Genomic DNA, 25,068 nt, shown 5'->3' on the forward strand with positions numbered 1-25,068 from the left:
CATGAACAACACGCTCGACGTGCGCCAACTGATCGACCAGCAACCCATCGGCCGCTACCAGAAATGGGTGGTGTTCCTCGGCTTTCTCATCATTGCGTTGGATGGCCTGGACGTCGCCATCATCGGCTTCATTGCCCCACAACTGAAAAGCGATTGGCACCTGGGTGCGCAAAGCCTGGGCCCGGTTTTGAGCGCCGCGCTGATCGGCCTGGCGCTTGGCGCGCTGATTGCCGGGCCCCTGGCGGACCGCTACGGGCGCAAGGCGGTGCTGCTGTACAGCGTGCTGCTGTTCGGCATCTGGACCTTGGCCTCGGCCTTTTCACCCAACTTGGAAACCTTGGTTGCGCTGCGCTTTCTCACGGGCCTGGGCCTGGGGGCGGCCATGCCCAATGCCAGCACCTTGGTCAGTGAATACGCCCCAGCACGCAGCCGCTCACTGCTGATTACCCTGGCGTTCTGCGGGTTCTCCCTGGGGGCGGCGATGGGTGGGTTCGTCAGCGCCTGGATGATCCCCAACCTGGGGTGGCGCAGTGTTCTGGTGCTGGGTGGGGTGTTGCCGCTGCTGGTCCTGCCGTTGCTGTATTGGCGCCTGCCGGAATCGGTAACGTTCCTGGTCAGCAAAGGTGCAGAGCGCAAGCGCATTATGGCCATTGTCCGCCGCTTGGCACCTGAGCATGTCAACGCCGACACCACCTTTGTCATGCCCGGCAACGCCCCGGCTGCAGGTGGAGCCATCGGCACCATCCTCTCACCGCGCTATCGCTTTGGTACCTGCATGCTCTGGGCGGGCTATGTGTTGGCGCTGTTTCTGGTCTATCTGTTCAGCGGCTGGCTGCCGACGCTGGTGAAGGAGGGCGGTGGTTTTTCGGTCTCGGAAGCGGCCATTGTCACGGCCTGTTTCCAGATAGGCGGCCCGGTGGGGGCGATTTCAGTGGGTTGGGCCATGGACCGTTGCAATCCGCAGCGGGTGTTGATGCTGACGTTTCTGTTCAGTGGCGCGGTTATCTTCACGATTGGCCAAGTGGTGGGGGATTTCGCCTGGCTGTGCGCCATAGCCTGCGCTGTGGGCTTTGGGCTGAACGGCGCGAGTGTTGGCATGAATGCATTGGCGGCGGCCTTTTACCCTACGCAAGCGCGGGCGACCGGGGCCAGCTGGATGAGCGGCATTGGGCGCATCGGCGCCGTGCTCAGCGCCTTCGCCGGGGCTCAGATGCTGGCGTTGGGCTGGAGTTTTGCACAAGTGTTTGCATCATTACTGGTCCCTGCCGGGTTGGCGGCTTTGGCCGTATTGCTGCAAGGGTGGCATGTGAGCAGGGCTTCACCTGTCACAAATGCGACGTATTACCAATAGTATTTACTTCCCATTACCTTTACTCCAGACTCCGCTCCGCCTGCAGGGAGGAACGTGCAGGCATACGGCAAATAACAACAGCAATCTGTCGAAGGAGCGGGGCGTGGACGTCAAGAAAAGTACACTGGCACTGGCAGTGGGCTCGGCCCTGTGCCTGGCAAACAATGCCTGGGCAGCAGCACCGGTTGGGGCGGTGGAGCTGGAACAGATCACGGTGACCGGGGAAAAGATCAACCGCACCCTGGAGCAGACCCAGTCGAGTGTAGTCGTGATCACCGACAAGCAACTGCGCGAGAAGGAAGACCACAACCTGGTCGATGTGTTTGCGCGCACGCCCGGTGTGTACAACCAGTCTGGCAATGAAAACTGGGGGATCCGCGGCGTACCCGTATCCGGCTTCGAAGACCAGGGCCCTGCCACACTCAATGGTGCGGTGTCGGTGTTTGTCGACGGCGCTGTACAACCCAACCGCGCCTTGACCTTGAGCCCCATGCCGCTATGGGATACCGAGCAGGTTGAAGTGTTTCTCGGTCCGCAATCCACGACCCAGGGCCGCAACTCCTTGGCGGGTGCGGTGGTGATCCAGACCCGTAACCCAACCTTCGACCCCAGCTTTTCGGCGCAGACCAACATGGGGAATTACGGCGAACGCGGGGCGGCCGTGGCCGGTGGCGGTGCGTTGGTCGACAACAAGGTCGCTGGCCGCATTGCCGTGGACTATCAGGAAGGCGATGGCTACATCGACAACACCACCCTGCATGACGATGCCAACCCCACCCGTACCGCCAATGCCCGTGGCAAGTTGCTGATCCTGCCCAGCGACGACCTCGACATCCTGCTGACCTACGCCCACGGTGAAAGCCGCAAGGGGGATAACACGGTCATGCGGCAAAACGGCAAGGTTCGCTATTACAAGATGACCTCCGACACCAAGGCCTTCGACAAGCTGCAGCAGGACACGGTCAGCGCCAAGGTCGACTATCGGCTGGACGATTACTGGTCGCTGACCAGTCTTACCGCCAACACAAGCTCGGACTACGACGCACGCCTGGACTTCGACCAGTCGGCCGACGCCAACCAGGTGGTGTTGCGTCAGCAGGACGGCAACCTGTTCAGCCAGGAACTGCGCCTGAACTACAACGGCGACACCTTGAAGAGCTTCGTCGGGGCCTACTACGGGCACAACACCAACGATTTCCATGATCGCCTGCTCTTCGACAACCAGCTGTTCGGCACTGCCAAGGGCGATACCACAATTGAAAACCAGGCGCTGTTCGGCGAGATCAACTGGACCTTCGTACCGAGCTGGACACTGATCACTGGTTTGCGATACGACCACGAAACCAATGACACTGACATTGACCAGGACGACTTCTCCAGCCCCGGAAAGGTCAGCAAATCGTTTGATGCGGTTCTGCCCAAGCTTGGCCTGGACTATGAATTGGCCGATGGGCAGTACCTGGGCTTCATGGTGCAGAAGGGTTATCGCGGTGGCGGTGTGAACATGCGTGCCGGTGGCGGTCACGAGGCCTACGACCCGGAATACACCACAAACTACGAGTTGTCTTACCGGGGCTCGTTACTTGACGATACGCTGCGCACCCGCGCCAACCTGTACTACACCGACTGGAAAGACCAGCAGGTCAGCGTGCTGGACCCCAACATCGAGTTCGTCCATGTGTTCAATGCCGGCCGCAGCGATATCAAGGGCCTGGAAGTGTCGGTCGAGAAAGACCTGGGCCAGCAGTTGACCCTCAACGGTGCAGCCTCGGTAACCGTTGGCAAGTACAAGGACTTCGTGACCGGCGATGGTCGCGACATGAGTGGCGAAGACTTCCTCTACTCGCCCAAATACAAGATGTCGCTGGGCGCGACCTACCGTTGGAACGAGCGCCTCACCCTCAACACCGACCTCGTCTACCAGAGCACGTCGCCCTCCGAGTACGAGTTTGATGACGCCGGGCAGGTCACCGACGAGCGTCGCAGCGACAATTATTGGCTGGTCAACTTCAATACCGAGTACAAGATTACCCGCAACATTGCCGTGTCCGGTTTTGTGAAAAACGCCTTCGACAAGGAATACATCACCAACAATCGCAGCGGCGACATCCTCGATGTGGGCGCCCCGCGCACGGTAGACCTGGCGTTGCGTTACGACCTTTGACCCCATGAACCTGCGCTGGCCGTTGCTGGCGCAGGTTCAGTTATCTCGGCTGTACATTCGGCACTCTGCCAACAACGCCAACAAGTTTGGCTCCCGCTCGCGCGCCTTCAGAAACACCACGCCAATGTGCTGCTGCAGGCGATATTGCGGCTTCAAGGCAATCAACCTGACGCGGTTCTCGTACACCGCCGCGATGCGCCCAGGCAGCAGGGCGAAGCCCACGCCTGAACTGACCATGCTCAGCAGGGTGAAGATATCGTTCACCTGCATGGCCACCTTCGGCTCGAACCCGGCCTGCTGGAACACCCGGGCGCCATCGCGGTGTGTGGCGAAGCCCTGGGTCAGGGTAATGAAAGTGGAGTCGGCGAGGTCAGCCAGGTCTACCTCGGCCTGCCCGGCGAAGGGCGAATCAGTAGGTACGGCAAGGAAAATGTCGTCGGAGAACAGCGGCAGTTGCTCGCAGGCCGGGTCGCTGGCGCTCTCGTCGAGGGAGACGAGGATGGCCTCCAGTTCGTGGTTCTTCAGGCGCTGCAGCAGATCGACGTTGGAGCCCAGGGTCAGGTCGATGTTCAGTTCGCTGCGGCGCAGCTTGAGGCCCATGACCAGCTTTGGCACGGTTTTCACGGTCAGCGAGTAGAGTGCGCCCAAGCGGAAGCGCTCGGCGTAAAAGCCGGCTGCTTCGCGGGTTTGACGCACCATCTGCTCGGCGTCCTGAATCAGTTGCCGGGCTTTCTTTTCCAGCACGTAGGCGCTTTCCAGCGGGATCAGCTGGCGGCCTTCGTGCTTGAACAACGGGCAGCGCAGCGCGCTTTCCAGCGAATGGATGGCACGGTGCACGCTGACTGCGCTGGTCGACAGCTCGGCGGCGGCGCGGCCGAGGTTGCCGGTGCGCATGAAGGCGAGGAAGGTTTCCAGCTTTTTAAGGGTCAGTTCTTCGTCGATCAGCATGGGGGCCCCAGATGCTTACTGCATGGACTCGATCAGGGCCCACAGTGCAGGGTCGTTGAAGTCATCTATCACCAGCTGTGCACCCGCCGCCAGCAAACGTTCAGCGGTCTGCGTCGTTGCCACGCCCACGGTAAAGATCCCCGCGCCACTGGCAGCGGTCACCCCCGGCAATGAGTCCTCGAAAGCCAGCGCCTGCCTGGCCTCGGCACCCAGCTGCTGCAGCCCGGTGAGGTAAGGCAGCGGGTCTGGCTTGGGCCGCGCCAGTTCCTCGGCCACCAACACATGTTCAAAGCGCTGGCCAAGGCCCATGGCGTTCAGCATGTGCTCGGCGTTCAGTCGCGGTGCGTTGGTCACCACACACATGCCGATGGCATGGGCCTGGGCGTGCTCCAACAGGCGCAGCAGGCCTGGCATGGGTTCAAGTGACGGCGACAGGTCGCGGAACAATGCCTCCTTGCGGTCGGCCAACGCCTGGCACTGTTCGACACTGGCGCCGTTGAACAGCTCGGCGAACAGTTCACCATTGGCGCGGCCACTGACCTGAGCATCGAACTGCGCCTGGCTCAGCTCACGGCCGTCGTGCTCACGCAGCAGTTGGCGAAAGGCCTGCAGGTGCAGGGTGTCGGTGTCGGTAAGGGTTCCGTCGAGGTCGAACAGCAGGGCGGTCAGCATGGGATATCCAGATCAAAAAAACACAAGCCAAGGGATCATAACCAAAGTGGACGACAAAGGGGGCTGGTCAGCGCGCCACGAAAAGAGTACAAATGTGCTCCATGGACAATCTTACCCCCAAGCGCCGCGCCATTTTCGAATTCATCCGCGAGCGCATTGCCGAGCACAGCCAGCCGCCAAGCCTGGCCGATATCGCCACGCGCTTCGGTTTTGCTTCGCGCAGCGTCGCCCGCAAGCACATTACCGCCCTGTGCCAAGCCGGTTACATCGATGTCACGCCTAACCAGGCGCGGGGCATTCGCCTGGCCGAACCGTTGCGCCGGCCGGAGATTCTCGAAATCCCGGTGCTGGGCCAGGTAGCGGCAGGCGCCCCCATAGGCCCGGACCTCGATATCCACGAACAGTTGCTGCTCGACCCCAGCATGTTCCGCCGCACCCCTGACTACCTGCTTAAAGTGCGTGGCGACTCGATGATCGACGACGGCATCTTCGACGGTGACCTGGTCGGCATCCTGCAACAGGCCGACGCCCGTGACGGGCAGATCGTGGTGGCGCGCCTGGACGGCGAAGTGACCATCAAGCGCCTGCAACGCCAGGGCGGCAATTACCGGCTGTTGCCCCGTAACCCGGCCTATGCGCCCATCGATGTGCAGCCAGAACAGGAATTCTTCATCGAAGGCGTATTCTGCGGCCTGCTGAGGCGCGACTGATGGGCGCGGTGGTCGACCTCGACAGGCTGCTCGACCAGCGCCGTATCTGGCGCGGTCGGCAGGCCGAGGCGCGGCCACTCGGGTTGCAGCCAACCGGCCATGCGGCCCTCGACGCACGCTTGCCCGAAGGCGGCTGGCCGGCGGCAGCACTGAGCGAGCTGTTGCTGGCCAGCCCCGGCTGTGGCGAGTTGCACTTGCTGTGGCCAACCCTGGCCCGGCTGAGTGCAGATGCCAACCGCGTAGTGCTGGTGGCACCGCCCTTCATTCCTTACGCACCGGCCTGGCAGGCAGCAGGTGTGGACCTGCGCTGGCTGGTACAAGTGGACGCCGAACCTGCCGATGCCCTGTGGGCCGCCGAGCAGTGCCTGCGCTCGGGCAGTTGTGCGGCGGTGCTGTGCTGGCCGGAGCGCGCCGATGACCGCGCCCTGCGGCGCTTGCAGGTGGCCGCCGAAACCGGTCAGGCGTTGGCATTCGCCTGCAGGCCGCAGCAGGCGGCGCACAACCCTTCACCGGCAGCACTGCGCATTGCCGTCGACACTCGGCCGGCACAATGGCGCGTGCTGAAAAGCCGTGGTGGCATGCCTCCAGCGCTGCCCATTGCCTGCCCAGGGCGGGGCTGATGCGCCATGCTCTGGGCTTGCATTCTGCTCCCCCAGCTTGCGCTGGATACCGTGCTGCGTGAGCGTGACGACCTTGATACCCCCTTGGTACTCATTGGCGGGCCGACTCAGCGACGTGTGTTGCAGTCGGTCAACATGGCCGCCGCTGCACTGGGCCTGCGAGCCGGGCAAACCCTGACTGCAGCGCGTGCCCTGGCGGATGGCTTCACCTGCGTCGAAGTCGACCCAAAACGCATCGACCAGGTGCAGCAACTGCTGGCAGCCTGGGCTTACCGCTTCAGTGCCCAGGTCAGCCTGCATTACCCTCGGGCGCTGTTGCTGGAAGTAGGCTCCAGCCTGCAACTGTTCGGCCCCTGGCCTTTGTTCGAGGCGCGCCTGCGCCAGGAGTTGGCAGAACTGGGCCTGCGCCAACGCATCGTTCTGGCTAGCAACCCGGTGGCGGCTCGCATGCTTGCCAATGGGCACGATGGCTTGGCCGTGAGCGATGCCGAGGCCACCCGTGCAGCGCTGTTGAGCATGCCCATCACACGTGTCGGCTTGCCGGCAGAAGCCGCCGAAGCTTTTGCCCGCATGGGCCTGCGCCAGCTGGGCCAGGTAGTGGCCTTGCCGCGCGACACGTTGGCCAGACGCTTTTCTGCCCAGGTGCAGTTGCACCTCGACCAACTGCTAGGCCTGCGCAACCTGGGGCTGGACTTCTATCGGCCACCGGACCGCTTTGAAACCCGTCTCGAACTGAACTTCGACGTCGAATCGCACCAGGCGCTGTTGTTCCCACTGCGGCGCATGCTCAACGACCTTGCTGCCTTTCTGGCCGGGCGCGACTGCGGGGTGCAGCGCTTTTGCCTGTATCTGGAGCATGCCGAGGGGCCAGACACGGTGCTCAAGGTTGGCCTGCTGGCGGCCGAACGCGATGCGTCGATGTTGTTCGAATTGGCCCGTGGCCGCCTGGAGCCGCTACGCATACCCGCACCGGTGCGCAACCTGCGGCTGGTGGCCGAAGACTTGCCACCGTTCGTGCCACAGCATCAGGCGTTGTTCGACCCTCGGGCGCAACAGGCGCAACCCTGGGAGCAATTGCGTGAGCGGCTGCGCGCGCGCCTGGGGGATGAGGCCGTCAAGGGGCTAAGCGCGGCAGCCGATCACCGCCCCGAATGCGCCTGGCAACTGGCAGAGCAGGGCGCTCAAGGCCACATGCCGGTTGCCCCAGGCAGTCGCCCAGGCTGGCTGCTGCCGGCACCGATGGCGCTGGATGGCGTCGGCTATCAGGTGCAGGGTTACGCTGAACGCATCGAATCCGGCTGGTGGGATGGCGGCGATGTGCGACGCGATTACTACCATATCGAAACCCGTGACGGCCTGCGCGGCTGGGCCTACCGCGACTTGAGCCAGGCCGGCCCACTGTGGTTGCAGGGTTGGTTCGCATGAACACGCCGGGTTATGCCGAGCTGCATTGCCTGTCCAACTTCAGCTTCCAGCGCGGTGCGTCGAGTGCCGATGAGCTGTTCCGGCGCGCGCGCGAACAAGGCTACCAGGCCTTGGCGATTACTGACGAATGCACGTTGGCCGGTATCGTGCGCGCCTGGCAGGCCGCCAAGGCGCATCAGCTGCGGCTCATCGTCGGCAGCGAGGTGCAGTTGCACGACGGGCCCAAGCTGGTGCTGTTGGTCGAGAACCTGACCGGCTACCAGAACCTGTGCGCACTGATCACCCGTGCCCGGCGGCGGGCAGAGAAGGGTGAGTACCAGTTGTTTCGTGACGACCTGCAGCAGCACCATCAAGGCCTGCTGGCCTTGTGGGTGGCCGACGACAGTGTTGATAAAGCCACCGGTGAATGGCTGCGCAGTGTATTCGCCGAGCGTCTGTGGCTGGCCGTGCACCTGCACCGGGGCTGTGACGATGCCATGCGCCTGCAGCGCCTGCAGGCACTGGCGGCTGATGTGGGCGTGCGCGCCGTGGCCTGTGGCGACGTACATATGCATGTGCGAGGCCGCCGTGCCTTGCAGGACTGCATGACTGCCATCCGCCAGCATTGCCAGGTAAACGAGGCCGGGCGCTTTCTGTTTGCCAACGGCGAGCGGCACCTGCGCAGCCAAGCGCAACTGGGGGAACTGTACCCGGCCAACTTGCTGGCAGAGACCTTGACCATTGCCCAGCGCTGTCAATTCGACCTCAGCGAATTGAAATACCAGTACCCGTGCGAACTGGTGCCCGAGGGCCACACCCCGGCCAGCTGGTTGCGTGATCTGTGCGAGCAGGGCTTGCCGTTGCGCTGGCCAAACGGGCCAAGTGAAAAGGTGCGCGATGTGCTGGCCAAGGAACTGGCGTTGATCGAAGAGCTTGGTTACGAAAGCTATTTCTTGACCGTGCACGACATTGTCGCTTTCGCCCGCAGCCAGCGCATTCTGTGCCAGGGCCGTGGCTCGGCAGCCAACTCGGTAGTGTGTTTCGTGCTGGGCATCACCGAACTCGACCCTATGGAGCATCACCTGCTGTTCGAGCGATTTCTGTCTCGCGAACGCAACGAGCCGCCCGATATCGATGTGGATTTCGAGCATGACCGACGCGAAGAAGTGATCCAGTACGTGTTCCGCCGCTATGGCCGGCACCGTGCAGCACTGACGGCGGTGGTCAACACCTATCATGCCGCCGGAGCTGTGCGGGATGTGGCGAGGGTGCTGGGGCTGCCTGCCGACCAGGTGGATGCATTGGCCAAGTGCTGTGGCCGCTGGAGCGACCGTATACCCGATGAGCAGCGCCTGGCCGAGGCCGGTTTCGAGGCCGGCAGCCCTTCGCTGCGGCGGGTGCTGGTACTTGCTGGTGAACTGATCGGCTTCCCCCGGCACCTGTCGCAACACCCAGGTGGCTTCGTCATCTCCCAGCAACCGCTCGACCAGTTGGTGCCAGTGGAGAATGCGGCCATGGCGCAGCGTACGGTGATCCAGTGGGACAAGGACGACCTGGACATGGTCGGCTTGCTCAAGGTCGACGTGCTGGCGCTGGGCATGCTCAGTGCCTTGCGCCGTTGCTTCGACCTGCTGCAGCGCCACCGTGGCCGGCAGCTGACCCTGGCGACCATCCCCAGCGAAGACCCAGCCACCTACGCCATGATCAGCCGCGCCGAGACCATGGGTGTGTTCCAGATCGAGTCACGCGCGCAAATGGCCATGTTGCCCAGGCTGCGGCCCACCACGTTCTACGATCTGGTCATCGAAGTGGCCATCGTCCGCCCCGGTCCGATCCAGGGCGACATGGTTCATCCGTACCTGCGCCGGCGCCTGAAACAGGAGCCGGTGACGTACCCGTCCGCGCAACTCAAGGCAGTCTTCGAACGTACGTTGGGTGTACCGCTATTCCAGGAGCAGGTGATGGAACTGGCCATGGTCGCAGCCGACTATACGCCGGGCGAGGCTGACCAGTTGCGCCGCAGCATGGCGGCCTGGAAGCGCCATGGTGGCCTGGAGCCGCACCGCGAGCGGCTGGTACAGGGCATGCTGCGCAACGGTTACGAGCTGGCGTTTGCCCAGCGCATCTTCGAGCAAATCAAGGGCTTTGGCAGCTATGGCTTCCCTGAATCGCATGCGGCCAGTTTTGCCCTGCTGTGCTACGCCAGCAGTTGGTTGAAGTGCCATGAGCCGGCGATCTTCACGTGTGCGTTGGTCAACAGCTGGCCGATGGGCTTCTACAGCCCTGACCAGTTGCTGCAGGAGGCTCGCCGCCAGGGTATCGAGGTGCGGCCCGTAGACGTTTGCCACAGTGAATGGGACTGTACCCTCGAGCCTGATGAGCATGGCACATTGGCCATTCGCATGGGCTTGCGCCTTGTGCGTGGCCTGGCCGAAGCCGATGCCAGGCGTTTGCAGCAGGCAAGGGCGCAACGGCCATGGCGCGACGTCGAAGACCTGTGCCTGCGTGCCGGGCTCGACTCACGGGCCCGAGCCCGCCTGGCCGATGCCGGAGCGCTGCGGGCCTTGGCCAGCGATCGGCATCAGGCACGCTGGCAGGTGGCAGCGGTGCAGCCGCAGCTGCCGTTGTTCGCCGACGTGCAAGCCTTGCCGGAAGTGGCGGTGGCTTTGCCTGCACCTACCGTGGACGAGGACCTGGTAGCCGATTATCAAACCCTCGGTACTACGCTTGGCCCGCATCCACTGGCCCTGCTGCGCTCACGCCTGAGGGCGCTGGGGTGTCGTAGCTCGAGTGAGCTGCAAGGTGTCGAGCATGGCGACACCATTGCCGTGGCCGGGCTGGTAGTAGGCCGCCAACGGCCCCAGACCGCGAGTGGAGTGACCTTCGTTACCCTGGAGGATGAGCACGGGATGGTCAACGTGGTGGTGTGGCGGGACATTGCCGAACGGCAGCGGCGGGCCTTGGTGGGGTCTCAGCTGCTCAAGGTCAGTGGGCGGCTGGAGCAGGAGAATGGTGTGCGGCACTTGATTGCACGGCGGCTGGAGGATGTGAGCCCGCTGTTGCAAGGGCTGGATGTGCGTAGCCGGGATTTTCATTAACCGTACGCTAATTGTATGAGCGGCCCAAGGCCGCTCATACAATTAGCAGTGCTACCACTCAGACCATCGCTAACCGCTGCTTGCGCGTGGGTGCCGGGAACGCCCGATCAATCGCTCGCAGGTCTTCGCGGGTCAAGGTCAGCGCACCCGCAGCCGCATTCAGCCGCACATGCTCGGGCGTCACCGCCTTGGGGATGGCAACCACCCCGTCATCACGGGTCACCCAGGCCAGGCTGACCTGGGCCGGTGTGGCGCCATGGCGCTCGGCGATTTCTGCCAGTACCGGGTGTTGCAACAAGCGCCCGCCTTGGGCCAGCGGGCAGTAGGCCATGGTCGGTAATGCACGCTTTTCGCACCACGGCAGCAAGTCGAATTCGATGCCACGTTGGGCCGGGTTGTACAGCACCTGGTTGGTGGCACAGTCAGGGTTGTGCAGTTCGCGCAGGTCATCGACGTCGAAGTTGGACACGCCCCAGCGCTTGATCTTGCCTTGCTCGCGCAAGCGTTCGAAGGCTTCGACGGTTTCCTCCAGCGGGTGCTGGCCTCGCCAGTGCAACAGGTAAAGATCGATGCAGTCGGTGCCCAGGCGCGTGAGGCTACGTTCGCAGGCGGCCGACATGTTGCGGCGGCCGGCATTGTGCGGGTAGACCTTGCTGACCAGAAACACCTGCTCGCGGCGCCCGGCAATGGCCTGGCCAACGACTTCTTCCGCCCCCCCTTCGGCATACATCTCGGCGGTGTCGATCAGGTTCAGGCCCAGCTCGATACCCTGTTGCAGGGCCGCCACTTCGTCAGCCTTGCGCGCAGGGTCTTCCCCCATGTACCAAGTGCCCTGGCCGATGGCCGGGACCTGCGTACCTGCCAGTTTCACATAACGCATGTCACCTCCGGGATGCGGGTATTGGAAAGCAGAACTTCAAGCAGCGCTTGCGCTGCGGTGGAAAGCTGGTGCTCGCTGAGCGCAATCACGCCAATGCGCCGTTCGACGACAGGCTCGACCAAGGTCACGCAACGGGCGCCCAGCTCCTGCATCTGGTTGATGCACAGCGCCGGCACGGCACTGACCCCCAGGCCGCTGGCGACCATGCGGCCAATGGTTGTCAGCTGGTGGCTCTCGAAGGCCACTGCCAGCTTGCCGTGTTGGGCCGCCACATTCTGCTCCATCAGCAGGCGCACCGCCGAAGGGCGTTGCAGGGCCACGAAATCTTCGGCCATCAGCTGTGCCCAGCTGACCTGGGGCAGCCGTGCCAAGGGTGAGTCGGCGGGCAGCACTGCAACGAAGCGGTCCATGTACAACGGGTGAAAGTCCAGCCCATCGATGTTATCCGGCTCGAAGCCGATGCCCAGTTCGACGCGGCGATGGCGAACCAGTTCCTGTACCTGTTCGTTGATCACGTCATGCACGGTGACGTTGACCTTGGGGTAGCGTTGGCGAAACACCTTGAGCGAATGGGGCAGCAAATTGCCGGCGAAGGCCGGCATGGCCGCCACCGACACGCGGCCCAGTTGCAGGGTGAAGCGCTGGCGCAGCATCTCTTCGGTGTCGTCCCAGTCGGCCAGCAGGCGCCGTGCCAGTGGCAGTAGCACTTCGCCTTCGGCGGTCAGGCTGACGCTGCGCGTGGTGCGGCTGAGCAGGGCGCCGCCAAGGTTTTCTTCCAGGGCCTTGATGGTCAGGCTCAAGGCCGGTTGCGAAACATGCAGGTGTTCACCGGCCTGGGCGAAGCTCTGGTACTTGGCCACGGCGACAAAGGCGCGCAGTTGCTTGACGTTCATGTCGGGCCTATTGTTTGTTTTGTAAAAGTTATCAATCGATGACGAAAACAAAATTAACAAATCAGTCGCTTGCGGTGAAGATGTCTGCACACGCTCACCGACAGCCTCGTCGGTTCAACAACTACAAAAGGCGGATCAGCATGGCCGGACTGGACAAGCGCGTTGCAACCTATGAACAGGCCCTCGAAGGCCTGACCGACAACATGACGGTACTGGCCGGTGGCTTTGGCCTGTGCGGCATCCCGGAAAACCTTATCAGCGAAATCAAGCGGCGTGGCGTCAAGGGCCTGACGGTGGTCTCCAACAACTGCGGCGTCGACGGCTTCGGCCTGGGTGTGCTGCTGGAAGACCGGCAGATCCGCAAGATGATCGCCTCCTACGTGGGCGAAAACGCCGAGTTCGAGCGCCAGCTGCTCAGCGGCGAACTGGAAGTGGAACTGACCCCGCAGGGCACCCTCGCCGAAAAAATGCGCGCGGGAGGGGCCGGCATCCCGGCGTTCTACACTGCCACCGGCTACGGCACACCGGTAGCCGACGGCAAGGAAGTGCGCGAGTTCAAGGGCCGCAAGTACATCCTCGAAGAATCCATCACCGGTGACTTTGCCATCGTCAAGGGCTGGAAGGCCGACCACTACGGTAACGTGGTGTACCGCAACACCGCGCAAAACTTCAACCCGCTGGCGGCCACCGCCGGCAAGATCACCGTGGTCGAAGTGGAAGAAATCGTCGAGCCAGGCGTGCTGCTGCCCAGCGAAATCCACACCCCGGGCATCTACGTGGACCGTGTCATCGTCGGCACCTTCGAAAAGCGTATCGAAAAGCGCACCGTCAAGGCCTGAGCGCCATCACCAGAACAACAAAGAGATCCTGACCATGGCACTGACCCGCGAACAGATGGCACAACGCGTCGCCCGTGAACTGAAGGACGGCTACTACGTCAACCTGGGCATCGGCATTCCGACCCTGGTGGCCAACTATGTACCGGCCGATATGGATGTGATGCTGCAGTCGGAAAACGGCCTGCTCGGCATGGGCGAATTCCCGACCGAAAGCACTATCGATGCCGACATGATCAATGCCGGCAAGCAAACCGTCACCGCCCGCCGCGGTGCCTCGATCTTCGATTCGGCACAATCGTTCGCCATGATCCGTGGTGGCCACGTCGACCTGACCGTGCTGGGTGCTTTCGAGGTGGACGTGCAGGGCAACATCGCCTCGTGGATGATCCCGGGCAAGCTGGTCAAGGGCATGGGTGGCGCCATGGACCTGGTGGCTGGCGCCGACAACATCATCGTCACCATGACCCACGCCTCCAAGGATGGCGAGTCCAAGCTATTGCCCCAGTGCAGCTTGCCGCTGACCGGTGCCGGTTGCATCCGCAAGGTGCTTACCGACCTGGCCTACCTGGAAATCGAAGACGGCGCGTTCATCCTGCGCGAGACTGCGCCGGGGGTGAGCGTCGAGGAAATCATCGAGAAAACCGCCGGCAAGCTGATCGTGCCGGATGATGTGAAGGAAATGACCTTCTAAGGCATTACACGATCCTACCCTGTGGGAGCGGGCGTGCCCGCGAATGCTGCGGTGAATTTACCGATGCATTCGCGGGCATGGCTGTTCCCACAGGGTTTTGTGTTTTCTGGCAACACGTGTCACCTCATAAAACCAATAAAAGGAATTCAACTGTGGCCGCTGAAATTCAAGACAGCCGTTCCGCGCGCTTTGCCTTGCGCTGCTCCAACTGGGCCGAACGCTGGTTCCCCGATTCCTGGGTGTTCGCCGCCTTGGCGGTGCTGCTGGTGTGCATTGGCGCACTGGCCATGGGGGCCAAGCCGACCGACACCGCCAAAGCGTTTGGCGACGGTTTCTGGAGCTTGATCCCGTTCACCATGCAGATGGCCTTCGTGGTCATTGGTGGCTATGTGGTTGCCAGTTCGCCGCCCGCCGCGCGTCTGATCGATCGCCTGGCGCGCATCCCCGGCAACGGTCGCTCGGCCGTGTGCTGGGTAGCGCTGATATCGATGCTGGCCTCCTTGCTCAACTGGGGCCTGTCGCTGGTGTTCGGTGGTTTGCTGGTACGCGCCCTGGCGCGGCGCACCGACCTGAAAATGGACTACCGCGCCGCCGGTGCGGCTGCCTACCTGGGCTTGGGCGCGGTGTGGGCGCTGGGCCTGTCATCGTCGGCGGCGCAGCTACAAGCCAACCCGGCCAGCCTGCCACCCTCGATCCTGTCGATTACTGGGGTGATCCCGTTCACCGAAACCATTTTCCTCTGGCAGTCCGGCGTGATGTTGGCGGCGCTGGTGGTGGTCTCGCTGGTGATCGCCTACGCCACCGCCCCGGGCCCGAACAGTGCACGCAGCGCTGAAGACTGTGGTGTCGACCCCACCTTCACGGCGCCGCCCGCACCGCAACGTACCCGCCCAGGTGAGTGGCTGGAGCACAGCCCCATCCTGATTCTGCTGCTGGTGGCCCTGGCCGCTGGCTGGCTGTACCAGGAGTTCGCCACCAAGCCGGCGATTACCGCTATCTCCGGGCTGAACACCTACAACCTGTTGTTCATCATGCTCGGTGCCTTGCTGCACTGGCGCCCGCGCAGTTTCCTTGACGCGGTGGCGCGTGCCGTGCCGACCACCACGGGGGTGCTGATCCAGTTCCCGCTGTACGGTTCGATCGCCGCCATCCTCACCCAGGTGAAGGGTGTCGACGAACAGACCCTGGCCCACCATATTTCGTTGTTCTTCACCCAGATTGCCACCCATGACACCTATGCCGTGCTGATGGGGGTGTATTCGGCGGTGCTGGGCTTCTTCATCCCCTCGGGCGGTGGCAAGTGGATCATCGAGGCCCCCTACGTGATGCTGGTGGCGAATGACCTGCAGTACCACCTGGGCTGGGCGGTGCAGATCTACAACGCTGCCGAAGCTTTGCCGAACCTGATCAACCCGTTCTACATGCTGCCGCTGCTGGGCGTACTGGGGCTCAAGGCGCGCGACCTGATCGGCTTCTCGTTCGTGCAGTTGCTGGTGCATGTGCCGTTGGTGCTGGTGTTGCTGTGGGCACTGGGTACGACGTTGCAGTACGTACCGCCAGTGATGCCTTGATTGAAGGCCATCCCTGCAGGCTTGGCGTCAGCTTTCAGACGCGTATCATGGCTGCCTCAGCCTGGGAAACACGCGTTACATGTCTATTCGATTGAAACTGCTGCGTAAGAAACTGGGGATGACCCTGGAAATGCTCGCCGAAAAGACCGGCATGACCAAAAGCTACCTGTCCAAGGTCGAGCGCGGCCTCAACACGCCCTCGATCGCGGCGGCGCTGAAACTGGCACGGGCGCTGAACGTCAATGTCGAAGAGCTGTTCGCCGAAGAACAGGCTGGGCAGAGCCGCTACAGCCTGGTGCGCCATGGCCAGCGCCAGGCGTTGGTAGGCGATGGGCAAGGGCCGGGATACGCGGCCCTCACCAGCCAGGTCGGCCAACGCAGCCTGCTGCCGTTCCTGATCCAGCCACCCTCCGAATTCAGTGACCCCACGTTCAAGGAACACCAGGGCGAGGAGTTCCTGTTCGTGCATGCTGGCCAGGTGGAAGTGGACTTCATGAACGAACGGGTGCTGCTGGAACAGGGCGATGCCCTTCATTTCAACGCCCAGACGCCGCACCGGCTACGCTCGGTAGGTGTCACGCCGGCGCAGTTGCTGGTCGTGGTTCACCACGCAGACGAGTGAAACCTCTGGGGGCAGGGCATGCCCCCTATGCGTTCTCAGCCGTGAAACGCAGCCTCCGCCCTGATAGCGCGCCCTTGCATAAATTGCATGTCGATATTTTGACGAAAGCCCCCATCGCCCATTGAATTTTATTATGGTGTCGGATCATTGACGTAATGTCATTGTGCCCATAAGCTCAAGTCAACAAAGAAACAACTCCCGCCACACCGCGCTAATAACTATTTGATTTTTCCTGTTTTCTGGAGGGGTGTATGCGCACGACTCTGATTATCAAATCGATGTTTTTGCTGGTAATGCTGAGTGGCGCTGCGCGCGCGGCAGATTCGTATATAAATCAGAACAGTATCATTCCTGTTTCAACTGCCGGCTGGTTCTTTGCCTTTGCCGTCATCGGCTTTGTAGCCGTTGCCAACCGCAGAAAGATCTGAATCGCATGCCTGGCATGTGAAGGGATGCATGCCGCAAGCGCAAGACCTGGCTTGTGAATTCTTCAACCGTTGCTATATTCCCAGTAGCCTGTATAGGCCCATGTCTGCAGGGTGTTGCAGCCCACGTCTACAGCGTCAAGGCAAGGGCCTCCAGGAAGGTCGAGGCCATCGCGGCAGCGGTACGTCGCGAAGCGGAGCGAGAGTTGGTGTGTTGTTCTCATTCAGTGCTCTTTGTCGGGCCATTTGGCCGGAGGGACCCTCATGGTGCGTTCAATGTTTGCCGCGTTCTGCCTGCTGACGGTGTGGTCTGGCGCCGGTAACGCCGACCAGAGCAGTGCTGCCTATCTGCTCAGCCCCGGCGATGTGGTGATGGTTTCGGTGTGGCAGGAAGACAGCCTGCGTCAAGAAGCCACCGTTCTTCCCGATGGCAGTATCACCTTCCCCCTGGCCGGGCGCATCAATGTCGCCGGCCTGGATGTGACGGCAGTCGAAAAACAGGTGGCTGCCAAACTCGAAAAATTCCTTCCCGACCCTAACGTCAGCGTTGTCGTCAAGAGCATCGCCGGCAACATGGTCTACGTACAAGGCAAAGTGATCAAGCCTGGGCCGGTGCAAATGGCAGGCCCTACGGCGGTGCTTCAAGCTTTGAGCATGTCGGGTGGCCTGGACAAGTTTGCTGACGAAAGCGAAATCAAGGTGGTCCGTGGCGCAGGCGCTTCCCAAAAGATCCTGCCCGTGCGATATAAGGACCTGGTGTCTGGGCGGGACATGTCCACCAACATCCAACTTCAGGCTGGCGATACGCTGGTCGTTCCTTGATCTTGCCTTTTAATAAGAACATTTAATGCCTCTTCTTAGAACAACTAGCATTGCAACGGCAATCTTGGCCTTGCCGTTTACGGACGCGGTCCTGGCGGCAAATTGGCAGTCTACGGTGGCGGTACCGACATCCGTCGAATATGACAGCAACCCTTTGTTGCTGACCTCGGGGGAGAAGGGCATAACGCGCACGATCATTGCGCCTGATTACACCCTGATCGGTACGTTCGACCGTGACGAATTGAGGTTGGGGCTGGGCATGCATGTGTTGCGCTCGTCCGACACGGATATAGTCGATGACCGTGAAGATCCCGATATCAGCCTGGGCTGGCAGCGCACCACCGAGCGTGGGCGGTTCGGCCTGGTGGCGCGCTACAACGAAAGCTCGACGCTGTCGGGGACAGTGCTGGACACCGGGGTGATCACCACCGACGGTACGCAAAAGCTCTACACCCTGACGGGCAACTGGAGCCAGGCGGTAACTGAACGCAGCACCTTGAGCAACGAAACCACTTACAACCGTGCCCGTTATGACATCAGTACGCTGACGGGCTACGAGGAGCTGGCGAACGTATTTACCTGGACTTACGCCTGGAGCGAGCGGGCCGATGTGTACACCCGCTTTGGCGCACGACGCTATGAGCCTGAGCAGGACCTTACCGCGACCGCCTCCAACAGCTACACCCCTGCAGTCGGCGTCAAGTACCAGCTTGCCGAAGGTTTGAGCGCCGATGCCCACATTGGCGTCAACCAGGTGTCTGGTGACGACGGCGGCCGGCGTGGGGAGGGTGGGGTTGCGTTGCTATACACCGGCCCGCGTGCCGATGCCAGCTTTACCGCCGAACGCAGCACGGTGGCCAGCGCCGAAGGCGGTTTCGCCGAGCTGGACCAGGTGCGTGGTGTATGGAGCTACGCGGTGGCCGAACTGACTCGGGTGGGCGCCGACGCGGCCTGGCAAGACAGCAAAGGGCAGTCGCCCAACACGCTGCAGACTTACAGCGTATGGGCCAGCCGCCAGTTTTCGCCTTACTGGGACCTGCGCCTGTCACTGATGTACAAGGAACGGCAACAGGACCATGTACCGGATGCGACCGCAACGATCGTTGGTTTGACGTTGACGTACAGGTACCCCGACATCTGAACCGCAGGCAGGTGGCCCCATGAAGTCTGACTACGAGCTCTCCCTCAGAGATTACATCGCCATTATCAAGGACAGAGCCCTGGTGCTAGGGGTGAGTGCCGCAGTCATTCTTGTCGCGACCGTCGCCGTCGCCTTGATGGTGCCGCCGATCTACCAATCGACCGGCACCATTCTGGTGGAGTCGCAGCAGATTTCGCCCGAGCTGGTGTCGACCAACAACACCAGCTTTGCCGATGAGCGCATCGAGGTGATCCGCCAGCGGGTGATGACCCGTGAAAACCTGCTGCGCATCATCGGCAAGTACGACTTGTTCGCCGACAAACGCCTCAGTGAAAGCGACAAGATCGACCAGATGCGCAACGCCATCGTGGTCGAAACCCTCACCACCTTTGTCCGTGGCCGTGGTGAAGCGACCGTGGCGTTCAATGTGTCGTTCGAGCACAAGCAAGCGCAAGTGGCCAAGGAAGTCGCCGACGAGTTGGTGACGCTGTTCCTCAACGAAAACCTCAAGCAGCGCACCGAGCGGGCCAACGAAACCACCGAGTTTCTTACCCAGGAAGCCAACAAACTGGGCGCCGAACTGGCCAGCCTGGAAAACCAGTTGGCCGATTTCAAGCAGGCTCATGCCAATGCCTTGCCCGAGCACCAGACCCTGCGCATGAACATGCTGTCGCGTTCGGAGCTGGAGTTCCGCGAAGTCGACCGTGACTACAAGGCTGCCCAGGAAGAGCTGCGCTACCTGGAGCTGGAACTGTCCGCGGCCAATGCCGGCCTGGCGACCAAAACGACTGAGGGCACCAGGCCAGCCTCTGCCGACCAACCCCAGGACCTGCCAAGCCTGAAGGCCGAGTATGCCCGGCTGCTGACCCGCTACAAGGACGCCCACCCGGATGTGGTGGCGATCAAACGCAAGATCCAGGCGCTCGAAGCCAGTGGCGATCGTACGGCGGCAGCGTCCACGGTCAGCCTCGACGTGGCCCGTGTGCGCGCCAAGATGAGCGCTGCCCAGGAGCGGATTGCCTCACTGTCCGAGCAGAAGCGTGAGCTGACCAAGAAGATGGAAGGCTACGAAGCCGAGATCCTCGAAGCACCGCAGGTCGAGCGCGGGTTGGTGACCTTGATGCGTGACCACGACAACGCACGTAAAAAGTATGAAGAAATCCGCGCCAAGGAAATGGGCGCGAAGATTACCGAAAGCCTCGAGCAGGAAAACAAGGCCGAACGCTTCGTGCTACTGGAGCCCCCTCTGCTGCCTGAGAAGCCGATCAAGCCAAACCGCAAGAAAATCGCGGCGCTTGGCCTGGTGCTGGCACCTGCTGGCGGCGGTGCGCTGGTGATGCTGATGGAAATGCTCAATCAGCGCGTGCGCGGTGTTGGCGCCCTGGAAAACCTGCTGGGTAAACGGGTTTTGGTTGCGGTGCCCTATATCGATACCAGGGCCGACGTGGCCAGGCGCAAGCGCTGGCGCAACCGGCTGATCCTGGCGGCACTGGCGTTGGCGGCTATCATGGTAGTGTTGGTGCACATGTTCTACATGCCACTGGATGTGCTGTTGTTCAAAGTCATGTCTCGGTTTGTATAGGGAAAGCAGTGATGGACAGGACCAAGCCGGCTGTTGGCAATAATCTTCATCAGGTTACCCCAGGCACACCCCAGGCACTGTCTCCCGCCCCCGGTACGGCGCTGGCAGAAGTGCCGGGGCAGTTCGACTACGTGAATACCAAGGTGGTGCCCCTGCGTGCGGACCACCTGGAGCGCCACCGCATCGTGGCGTACAACAAGAACTCCAACATGAACGGGCCGATCGACCTGCTGCGCACGCAGGTGCTCAGGGCCATGGAGGAAAACGGCTGGCGCACGCTGGCGATCACCTCGCCAACGCCTGAAGCGGGCAAGACGGTGCTGGCGATCAACCTGGCCATGAGTATTGCCCACCACACCACCAAGACGGCGTTGCTGGTGGACTTCGACCTGCGCCGGCCCAAGGTTGGCAGCACCCTGGGCCTGCCCATGGAGCAGGCGTTGAACGAGTTCCTGACGGACAAGGCCGAGTTGCAGGAATGCCTGGTCAACCCGACCTTGCCGCGCTTTGTGGTGCTGCCAACGCGGGTGCCAGTCCCGCTGTCCACCGAGATGCTGTCGTCGCCCAAGGTGAACAACCTGATCAGCGATTTGCGCAACCGCTACGAGTCGCGTATTTGCATTTTCGATTTGCCACCACTGCTCAGCTCGGACGATGCGATCACCGTGATACCCAAGTTCGATTGTGTGTTGCTGGTGGTGGCCAACGGGATGAACAACAAAAAGGAAATCGAGGATTGCCTGCATCACCTGGCCACGGTGAACCTGATTGGGACGGTGTTGAACAAGGCGGACGAGCAACCGCGGACCTATTACTGATTGTCGGGCTGCTTTGCAGCCCATCGCGACACAAGGCCGCTCCCACAGGTGCAGCGCAAAAATCGACCATTTGCGCTGCACCTGTGGGAGCGGCCTTGTGTCGCGATGGGGCGCAAAGCGCCCCCAAGATCCTCAGCCCTGCTGCACGGTCCAGGGATACTGCAACTCCCACTGCCAGGCATGCCGCACAATTTGCTCCAGCGAGGCAAACTCTGGCCGCCAGCCCAGTACCTGTATCGCCTTGCTCGCATCAGCCACCAGCCGTGGCGGGTCGCCAGCGCGGCGCGGCGCATCGAGGGCATTGATCTGCCGCCCGGTCACCGTCCGCGCCGTATCGATCACCTGCTGCACCGAAAAGCCCAAGCCGTTGCCCAGGTTGAACGCGGTACGCTCGCCACCTGCCAGCAAATAGTCCACTGCCAACGCATGGGCCGCCGCCAGGTCTGCAACATGCACGTAGTCACGTATGCAGGTGCCATCCGGCGTATCGTAGTCGCGGCCAAACACGGTCACCGCCTCCCGCCGGCCAGATGCCGCCTGCAGGATCAATGGAATCAGGTGGGTTTCCGGGTCGTGACGTTCCCCCAGCTGCCCTTCGGGGTCAGCGCCTGCGGCATTGAAATAGCGCAGGCAAACCGACTTCAAGCCATAGGCACGGTCGAAGTCCTCAAGAATCTGCTCGACCATCCATTTACTCAGCCCATAAGGGTTGATCGGCCCCTTGGTGTGCGCTTCATCGATCGGCACGTACTGTGGGTTGCCATAAACGGCGGCACTCGAAGAAAACACCAGGTGCTTGATGCCGGCATTCACCATGGCCTGCAGCAGGGCAAGGGTGGCTGCGACGTTGTTCTGGTAGTACTTGCCGGGCGCGCTGACCGACTCGCCCACTTGAATGAACGAGGCAAAATGGAACACCGCATCGAAGCGACAGACGCCAAACAGCACATCCAGTGCGGCCTCGTCGGCGATGTCGAGCTTGGCCCACTGGATGCCCGGGCCAGGCCAGACCAGGTCTGCCACCACCACTTCGTGGCCCACAGCAAGCAGGTGCTTGACCATGTGCGAGCCAATGTAACCCGCGCCACCCACCACCAGAAATTTCATCCCTACCTCCTGGAAACTGCTGTTTACAGACGCAGCGAACCCTCCCTGAAACGTGCAGGTGGGATGATCAGCGACAGGTGACCTGAGCGTAGATGGCCATATGCTCTATTTCAAGAACAGCCAGTTGGACATGTAGTGACCGTCGAAGGTAAGGGTGTATTGCCCATCCTTGTACGCCGCCGGCAGTGGCTTCAGTTGTGCCTGCGCATCGCGGGCGAACAGTTTCAGGCCAGCGGGCGCTTTGAGGGTCAGGCTGCCTTCAAGGGGTTCGACATTGAAGGGTGTCTTGTCATCGGCCTTGGGCATGGCACGGGTGCCCAGAGAAAGCAGCAGCTCACGCGACTGGCCCAAGGGTTTACCGTCCAGGCTCTGCACCACGACGCTGGCATAAGGTGTTTTCGAATTAACCTCAATGGCCCCCAGGCTGATCGAGCGGCCGCCCAGCCAGCCGGTGGCGGCCTGGGTCAACGGCGTGTCGATGGTGTAGAGGCCTTGTTGCCAGTTGCGTTTGAGCTCGCCAGTGTCGGTTACCGACTCGGTGGCATCGGCGGGCAGCAGCGATTGCCCTGGGTCCTGCAGTACCTGTGCGCCTGCTGGGATAGCCGCAGGCTTCAGCCAAGGCAGTTCCGGTGTTTGTGGCAGCGCGATCTGCAACTGGCCCTTTTCCATGGCCGTGCGCAACAGCACTGAATTGCGTGGAGTGATTTCCTGATCGTAGAGGGTGGCAGGTGTTGGTGCGAACACGTAGCGAGTGGTGGCTGGCTTGACGTCCGCACGGCGGTAGAGCAGGGCGGCGGCGGGTAGCGTGGCGATCATCGCCGGGTCGTTGTAGGCGTGCCAGTTGTCCGCGGTGCGCCAGCCGGGGTTGAACCCCTGTTGGCTGTAGGCGTATTGCATCATCGCGTCCCAGCCCTGGTGGCTGGCGGTACCGGCCACGTATAGCGGCAGTGAGTGACGGTCGGGCAGCGGGAAGGGTTCAGCGTTCCACTCGGTGACAGTAAGTGGTTTGCCGACCACTTGGGCGGCGCCTATCCAGTCGATCATGCCGTCGCTGGTCAGTGGGTTCTTCTCCAGCTGGCCATTGGCACCGTAGCTATGGGCATCGATGACATCCCCTGCGGTAAGCGCCGGCAACGCGCTCAAACCGTTGCCGCCCCAGGTGCTGGTGGTCGCGATCGGTACTTTTACACCGAGGCCGCGCAAGTGGGCGATCATGTCGGCATTGAAGCGCTGCTCCAGGTCATTGAGAAACAGCTTGGACGGGCCATGCTCCCAGGCACGCCAGGTGAGGTCGGCGGGCAGGTCATGTTGCCTGGCGAAGGCCTTGGCGGCCGACATGTAGCGTTCGCTGTGGCGTGGTACATCCTTGTCTGGCAACAGGGCGTTGCCGTAGTGCTGGGTGAGGTCGTTCTCGTTGGTGATCAGCACGGCGGCGATGGCCGGGTCGTCCTTGTACGCCAGCCCAGTGTACTCGTTCACATGGGTCATGTACTGCTCGGCAAAGCGCTTCATCGCTTTCTGGATACTGTCGTTCACGTAGGCGTAACCCTTCAGGTCAACGCGACCTTCCTTCTCGGGCAACTCCTTGAAGTCTTCAATGTTGTCGTTGGCGGTAAATGCACGCTGCACATGCATGTCCAACCAGATGTAGATGCCTTCGTCCTTAAGCGCTTTGATCCACAGGTCTAGCTTGCGTAACGATTCGGCGCTGAGCTGCTGGGTATCGCGCACCAGGGTGCCGTCGCCGAACACGTTGGGGCTGACCCAGGGCGAGTCGTGGTGATGCAGGCGCACCAGGTTGAAACCCAGGGCCGACAGGCGCTTGGCCTGTTGGCGGATTTCTTCGTCCGGGCTTTTGAACAGCGAGTAGGCAGACAAGTTGGTGCCCCAGAAGCGTACCGGGGTGTTGTCGGCGAACATCAACTGGTCACCGACCGCCTTGACGAAGCCGCGCTTGCCGGCGGGCTTTTCTGCGGCGTTGAGGAATGACAGGTCCACCGGTGAGGTGCGCCAGTCCAGTTGGTCATCGGGCCAGCTGGCAGGGTCGGCCAGCCCGAAGCGCTCGTTGGGGGTGGGGCCCAGGTCGATGTCGCCGGTCACGTTGAGCACGGCCTTGAGCTGTTGGCGGCCGGCGGCGATCGGGTCCTTGTAGAGGAATGCACGCAGCTCGGACGGGTTGCCGCGCTCGAAGTAGACCTTGGCCAGTGGCGGGTCGAAGCGCATCTCGATGCGCCGGCCCTGGTCGGCCTTGCCCCACGTCCAGCCGCGGTTGTCGGGCAGCAGCTGCGGGGCGCCCATGTCGCCGGCGATTTGCGCCGGGTCGAACTGGAACACCATGCCGCCTCCCATTACACCGCGCTGCTGGCTGTGGGCGTCGAGGTCGAAGGCCCAGCTCAGGGTTTGCGCCTGTTCCTTGCGGATATCTGCCTGCAGGTCGAAGTCCAGTTCCTTGTTCTTGCCCTTCAGCGTGTAGTGGTAGGGGCCATTGACCTTGAAGTCGGTATAAAAGCCAGTCCAGCTCCAGTTGGCGGCCCAGAAATCGAACTTGGCCTTCATCACCGGGCCGCCACCGCGTGTCACGGTAGGCAGGCCATTCTGCTCATCGACACTGACCTGCCAGTCTGAGCCCCAGCCGGCCAACGGTAACAGGGCCAGGCCGGCAAGGGCCGAAAGGCGCACGAAATGACGCAAGGTAAGCACGTTCATGAAA

At 62.0% G+C, this 25,068-nt stretch carries 21 protein-coding genes; 15 read left to right on the forward strand and 6 right to left on the reverse strand.

Annotation, left to right across the window (positions count from 1 at the left end; translation table 11 throughout):
- The first annotated feature begins 1 nt into the window (after position 1).
- Together Q9451_RS16425 and Q9451_RS16430 are read left to right on the forward strand one after the other, a co-directional pair.
- Positions 2-1,351 (forward strand): aromatic acid/H+ symport family MFS transporter, encoded by a 1,350-nt coding sequence (locus Q9451_RS16425; RefSeq protein ID WP_012272381.1) that lies wholly within the window; start codon positions 2-4, stop codon positions 1,349-1,351.
- A 103-nt stretch (positions 1,352-1,454) separates the two neighbouring features.
- Positions 1,455-3,515, forward strand: coding sequence for a TonB-dependent receptor (locus Q9451_RS16430; RefSeq protein ID WP_345960686.1), 2,061 nt, complete (start codon positions 1,455-1,457; stop codon positions 3,513-3,515).
- Positions 3,516-3,551: 36 nt separating this feature from the next.
- Here Q9451_RS16430 and Q9451_RS16435 read toward each other — a convergent pair whose 3' ends face one another.
- Together Q9451_RS16435 and Q9451_RS16440 are read right to left on the reverse strand one after the other, a co-directional pair.
- The gene (locus Q9451_RS16435; protein WP_012272379.1) at positions 3,552-4,463 is read right to left on the reverse strand and encodes a LysR substrate-binding domain-containing protein; all 912 of its coding nucleotides are present in this window, start codon (positions 4,461-4,463) and stop codon (positions 3,552-3,554) included.
- Between the two features lie 15 nt (positions 4,464-4,478).
- Positions 4,479-5,135: an HAD family phosphatase gene (locus Q9451_RS16440; protein WP_012272378.1), complete on the reverse strand. Its 657-nt coding sequence runs from the start codon at positions 5,133-5,135 to the stop codon at positions 4,479-4,481.
- 92 nt (positions 5,136-5,227) lie between these two features.
- On the opposite strand from Q9451_RS16440, the gene lexA reads away from it, so the two are divergent.
- The 4 genes from lexA to Q9451_RS16460 are packed head-to-tail and all read left to right on the forward strand — an operon-like array spanning position 5,228 to position 10,967.
- Positions 5,228-5,845, forward strand: coding sequence for a transcriptional repressor LexA (gene lexA, locus Q9451_RS16445; RefSeq protein WP_012272377.1), 618 nt, complete (start codon positions 5,228-5,230; stop codon positions 5,843-5,845).
- On the forward strand, positions 5,845-6,465 hold the full coding sequence (imuA, locus tag Q9451_RS16450; RefSeq protein WP_012272376.1) for a translesion DNA synthesis-associated protein ImuA: 621 nt from the start codon (positions 5,845-5,847) through the stop codon (positions 6,463-6,465). The genes lexA and imuA overlap by 1 nt, the downstream gene beginning before the upstream one ends.
- A 6-nt stretch (positions 6,466-6,471) precedes the next feature.
- A complete protein-coding gene (locus Q9451_RS16455) occupies positions 6,472-7,890 on the forward strand; it encodes a DNA polymerase Y family protein (protein ID WP_012272375.1) in 1,419 nt (472 codons plus the stop codon).
- Complete coding sequence (locus Q9451_RS16460; RefSeq protein WP_012272374.1) at positions 7,887-10,967, forward strand: error-prone DNA polymerase; 3,081 nt, start codon at positions 7,887-7,889, stop codon at positions 10,965-10,967. The genes Q9451_RS16455 and Q9451_RS16460 overlap by 4 nt, the downstream gene beginning before the upstream one ends.
- 58 nt (positions 10,968-11,025) lie before the next feature.
- Here Q9451_RS16460 and Q9451_RS16465 read toward each other — a convergent pair whose 3' ends face one another.
- Together Q9451_RS16465 and Q9451_RS16470 are read right to left on the reverse strand one after the other, a co-directional pair.
- Positions 11,026-11,847, reverse strand: a complete 822-nt coding sequence (locus Q9451_RS16465; protein WP_012272373.1) for an aldo/keto reductase — start codon at positions 11,845-11,847, stop codon at positions 11,026-11,028.
- Complete coding sequence (locus tag Q9451_RS16470; RefSeq protein WP_012272372.1) at positions 11,835-12,740, reverse strand: LysR family transcriptional regulator; 906 nt, start codon at positions 12,738-12,740, stop codon at positions 11,835-11,837. The genes Q9451_RS16465 and Q9451_RS16470 overlap by 13 nt, the downstream gene beginning before the upstream one ends.
- 140 nt (positions 12,741-12,880) lie before the next feature.
- Between Q9451_RS16470 and Q9451_RS16475 the strand changes: the two genes are divergently transcribed.
- The 9 genes from Q9451_RS16475 to Q9451_RS16515 all read left to right on the forward strand — a co-directional run bounded on the left by Q9451_RS16475 (position 12,881) and on the right by Q9451_RS16515 (position 21,251).
- Positions 12,881-13,579 (forward strand): CoA transferase subunit A, encoded by a 699-nt coding sequence (locus Q9451_RS16475; RefSeq protein WP_004374230.1) that lies wholly within the window; start codon positions 12,881-12,883, stop codon positions 13,577-13,579.
- Positions 13,580-13,613: 34 nt separating this feature from the next.
- Positions 13,614-14,270, forward strand: a complete 657-nt coding sequence (locus Q9451_RS16480; RefSeq protein WP_012272371.1) for a CoA transferase subunit B — start codon at positions 13,614-13,616, stop codon at positions 14,268-14,270.
- A gap of 152 nt (positions 14,271-14,422) precedes the next feature.
- Positions 14,423-15,841, forward strand: coding sequence for a TIGR00366 family protein (locus Q9451_RS16485; protein WP_012272370.1), 1,419 nt, complete (start codon positions 14,423-14,425; stop codon positions 15,839-15,841).
- Positions 15,842-15,920: 79 nt separating this feature from the next.
- Positions 15,921-16,463, forward strand: a complete 543-nt coding sequence (locus tag Q9451_RS16490) for an XRE family transcriptional regulator (protein WP_012272369.1) — start codon at positions 15,921-15,923, stop codon at positions 16,461-16,463.
- Between the two features lie 251 nt (positions 16,464-16,714).
- Positions 16,715-16,891 (forward strand): hypothetical protein, encoded by a 177-nt coding sequence (locus Q9451_RS16495; protein ID WP_012272368.1) that lies wholly within the window; start codon positions 16,715-16,717, stop codon positions 16,889-16,891.
- A 261-nt stretch (positions 16,892-17,152) separates the two neighbouring features.
- Positions 17,153-17,710, forward strand: coding sequence for a polysaccharide biosynthesis/export family protein (locus Q9451_RS16500; RefSeq protein ID WP_012272367.1), 558 nt, complete (start codon positions 17,153-17,155; stop codon positions 17,708-17,710).
- 25 nt (positions 17,711-17,735) lie between these two features.
- Complete coding sequence (locus tag Q9451_RS16505) at positions 17,736-18,851, forward strand: hypothetical protein (protein WP_012272366.1); 1,116 nt, start codon at positions 17,736-17,738, stop codon at positions 18,849-18,851.
- A gap of 19 nt (positions 18,852-18,870) precedes the next feature.
- The gene (locus Q9451_RS16510) at positions 18,871-20,433 is read left to right on the forward strand and encodes a Wzz/FepE/Etk N-terminal domain-containing protein (protein ID WP_012272365.1); all 1,563 of its coding nucleotides are present in this window, start codon (positions 18,871-18,873) and stop codon (positions 20,431-20,433) included.
- Between the two features lie 11 nt (positions 20,434-20,444).
- Complete coding sequence (locus Q9451_RS16515) at positions 20,445-21,251, forward strand: CpsD/CapB family tyrosine-protein kinase (RefSeq protein WP_012272364.1); 807 nt, start codon at positions 20,445-20,447, stop codon at positions 21,249-21,251.
- A 132-nt stretch (positions 21,252-21,383) separates the two neighbouring features.
- Here the strand turns inward: Q9451_RS16515 and galE are convergent, their stop codons facing one another.
- Together galE and Q9451_RS16525 are read right to left on the reverse strand one after the other, a co-directional pair.
- The gene (gene galE / locus Q9451_RS16520) at positions 21,384-22,358 is read right to left on the reverse strand and encodes a UDP-glucose 4-epimerase GalE (RefSeq protein WP_012272363.1); all 975 of its coding nucleotides are present in this window, start codon (positions 22,356-22,358) and stop codon (positions 21,384-21,386) included.
- 105 nt (positions 22,359-22,463) lie between these two features.
- Positions 22,464-25,064 carry a cellulase family glycosylhydrolase gene (locus tag Q9451_RS16525; RefSeq protein WP_012272362.1) on the reverse strand — a complete coding sequence of 867 codons (2,601 nt, stop codon included), beginning with the start codon at positions 25,062-25,064 and terminating at the stop codon, positions 22,464-22,466.
- Between the last annotated feature and the right edge of the window lie 4 nt (positions 25,065-25,068).

The organism is Pseudomonas sp. NY8896, assembly GCF_039634505.1.

Excerpts from the sequence above, each read along its gene's own strand:
- Q9451_RS16425 (WP_012272381.1), top strand. The coding sequence starts at position 2 with ATGAACAACACGCTCGACGTGCGCCAACTGATCGACCAGCAACCCATC.
- Q9451_RS16435 (WP_012272379.1), bottom strand. The coding sequence starts at position 4,463 with ATGCTGATCGACGAAGAACTGACCCTTAAAAAGCTGGAAACCTTCCTC.
- Q9451_RS16495 (WP_012272368.1), top strand. The coding sequence starts at position 16,715 with ATGCGCACGACTCTGATTATCAAATCGATGTTTTTGCTGGTAATGCTG.
- Q9451_RS16500 (WP_012272367.1), top strand. The coding sequence starts at position 17,153 with ATGGTGCGTTCAATGTTTGCCGCGTTCTGCCTGCTGACGGTGTGGTCT.
- Q9451_RS16490 (WP_012272369.1), top strand. The coding sequence starts at position 15,921 with ATGTCTATTCGATTGAAACTGCTGCGTAAGAAACTGGGGATGACCCTG.
- Q9451_RS16475 (WP_004374230.1), top strand. The coding sequence starts at position 12,881 with ATGGCCGGACTGGACAAGCGCGTTGCAACCTATGAACAGGCCCTCGAA.
- galE (WP_012272363.1), bottom strand. The coding sequence starts at position 22,358 with ATGAAATTTCTGGTGGTGGGTGGCGCGGGTTACATTGGCTCGCACATG.
- Q9451_RS16505 (WP_012272366.1), top strand. The coding sequence starts at position 17,736 with ATGCCTCTTCTTAGAACAACTAGCATTGCAACGGCAATCTTGGCCTTG.
- Q9451_RS16510 (WP_012272365.1), top strand. The coding sequence starts at position 18,871 with ATGAAGTCTGACTACGAGCTCTCCCTCAGAGATTACATCGCCATTATC.
- lexA (WP_012272377.1), top strand. The coding sequence starts at position 5,228 with ATGTGCTCCATGGACAATCTTACCCCCAAGCGCCGCGCCATTTTCGAA.
- Q9451_RS16525 (WP_012272362.1), bottom strand. The coding sequence starts at position 25,064 with ATGAACGTGCTTACCTTGCGTCATTTCGTGCGCCTTTCGGCCCTTGCC.
- Q9451_RS16455 (WP_012272375.1), top strand. The coding sequence starts at position 6,472 with ATGCTCTGGGCTTGCATTCTGCTCCCCCAGCTTGCGCTGGATACCGTG.
- Q9451_RS16480 (WP_012272371.1), top strand. The coding sequence starts at position 13,614 with ATGGCACTGACCCGCGAACAGATGGCACAACGCGTCGCCCGTGAACTG.
- Q9451_RS16470 (WP_012272372.1), bottom strand. The coding sequence starts at position 12,740 with ATGAACGTCAAGCAACTGCGCGCCTTTGTCGCCGTGGCCAAGTACCAG.
- imuA (WP_012272376.1), top strand. The coding sequence starts at position 5,845 with ATGGGCGCGGTGGTCGACCTCGACAGGCTGCTCGACCAGCGCCGTATC.
- Q9451_RS16440 (WP_012272378.1), bottom strand. The coding sequence starts at position 5,135 with ATGCTGACCGCCCTGCTGTTCGACCTCGACGGAACCCTTACCGACACC.
- Q9451_RS16460 (WP_012272374.1), top strand. The coding sequence starts at position 7,887 with ATGAACACGCCGGGTTATGCCGAGCTGCATTGCCTGTCCAACTTCAGC.
- Q9451_RS16465 (WP_012272373.1), bottom strand. The coding sequence starts at position 11,847 with ATGCGTTATGTGAAACTGGCAGGTACGCAGGTCCCGGCCATCGGCCAG.
- Q9451_RS16515 (WP_012272364.1), top strand. The coding sequence starts at position 20,445 with ATGGACAGGACCAAGCCGGCTGTTGGCAATAATCTTCATCAGGTTACC.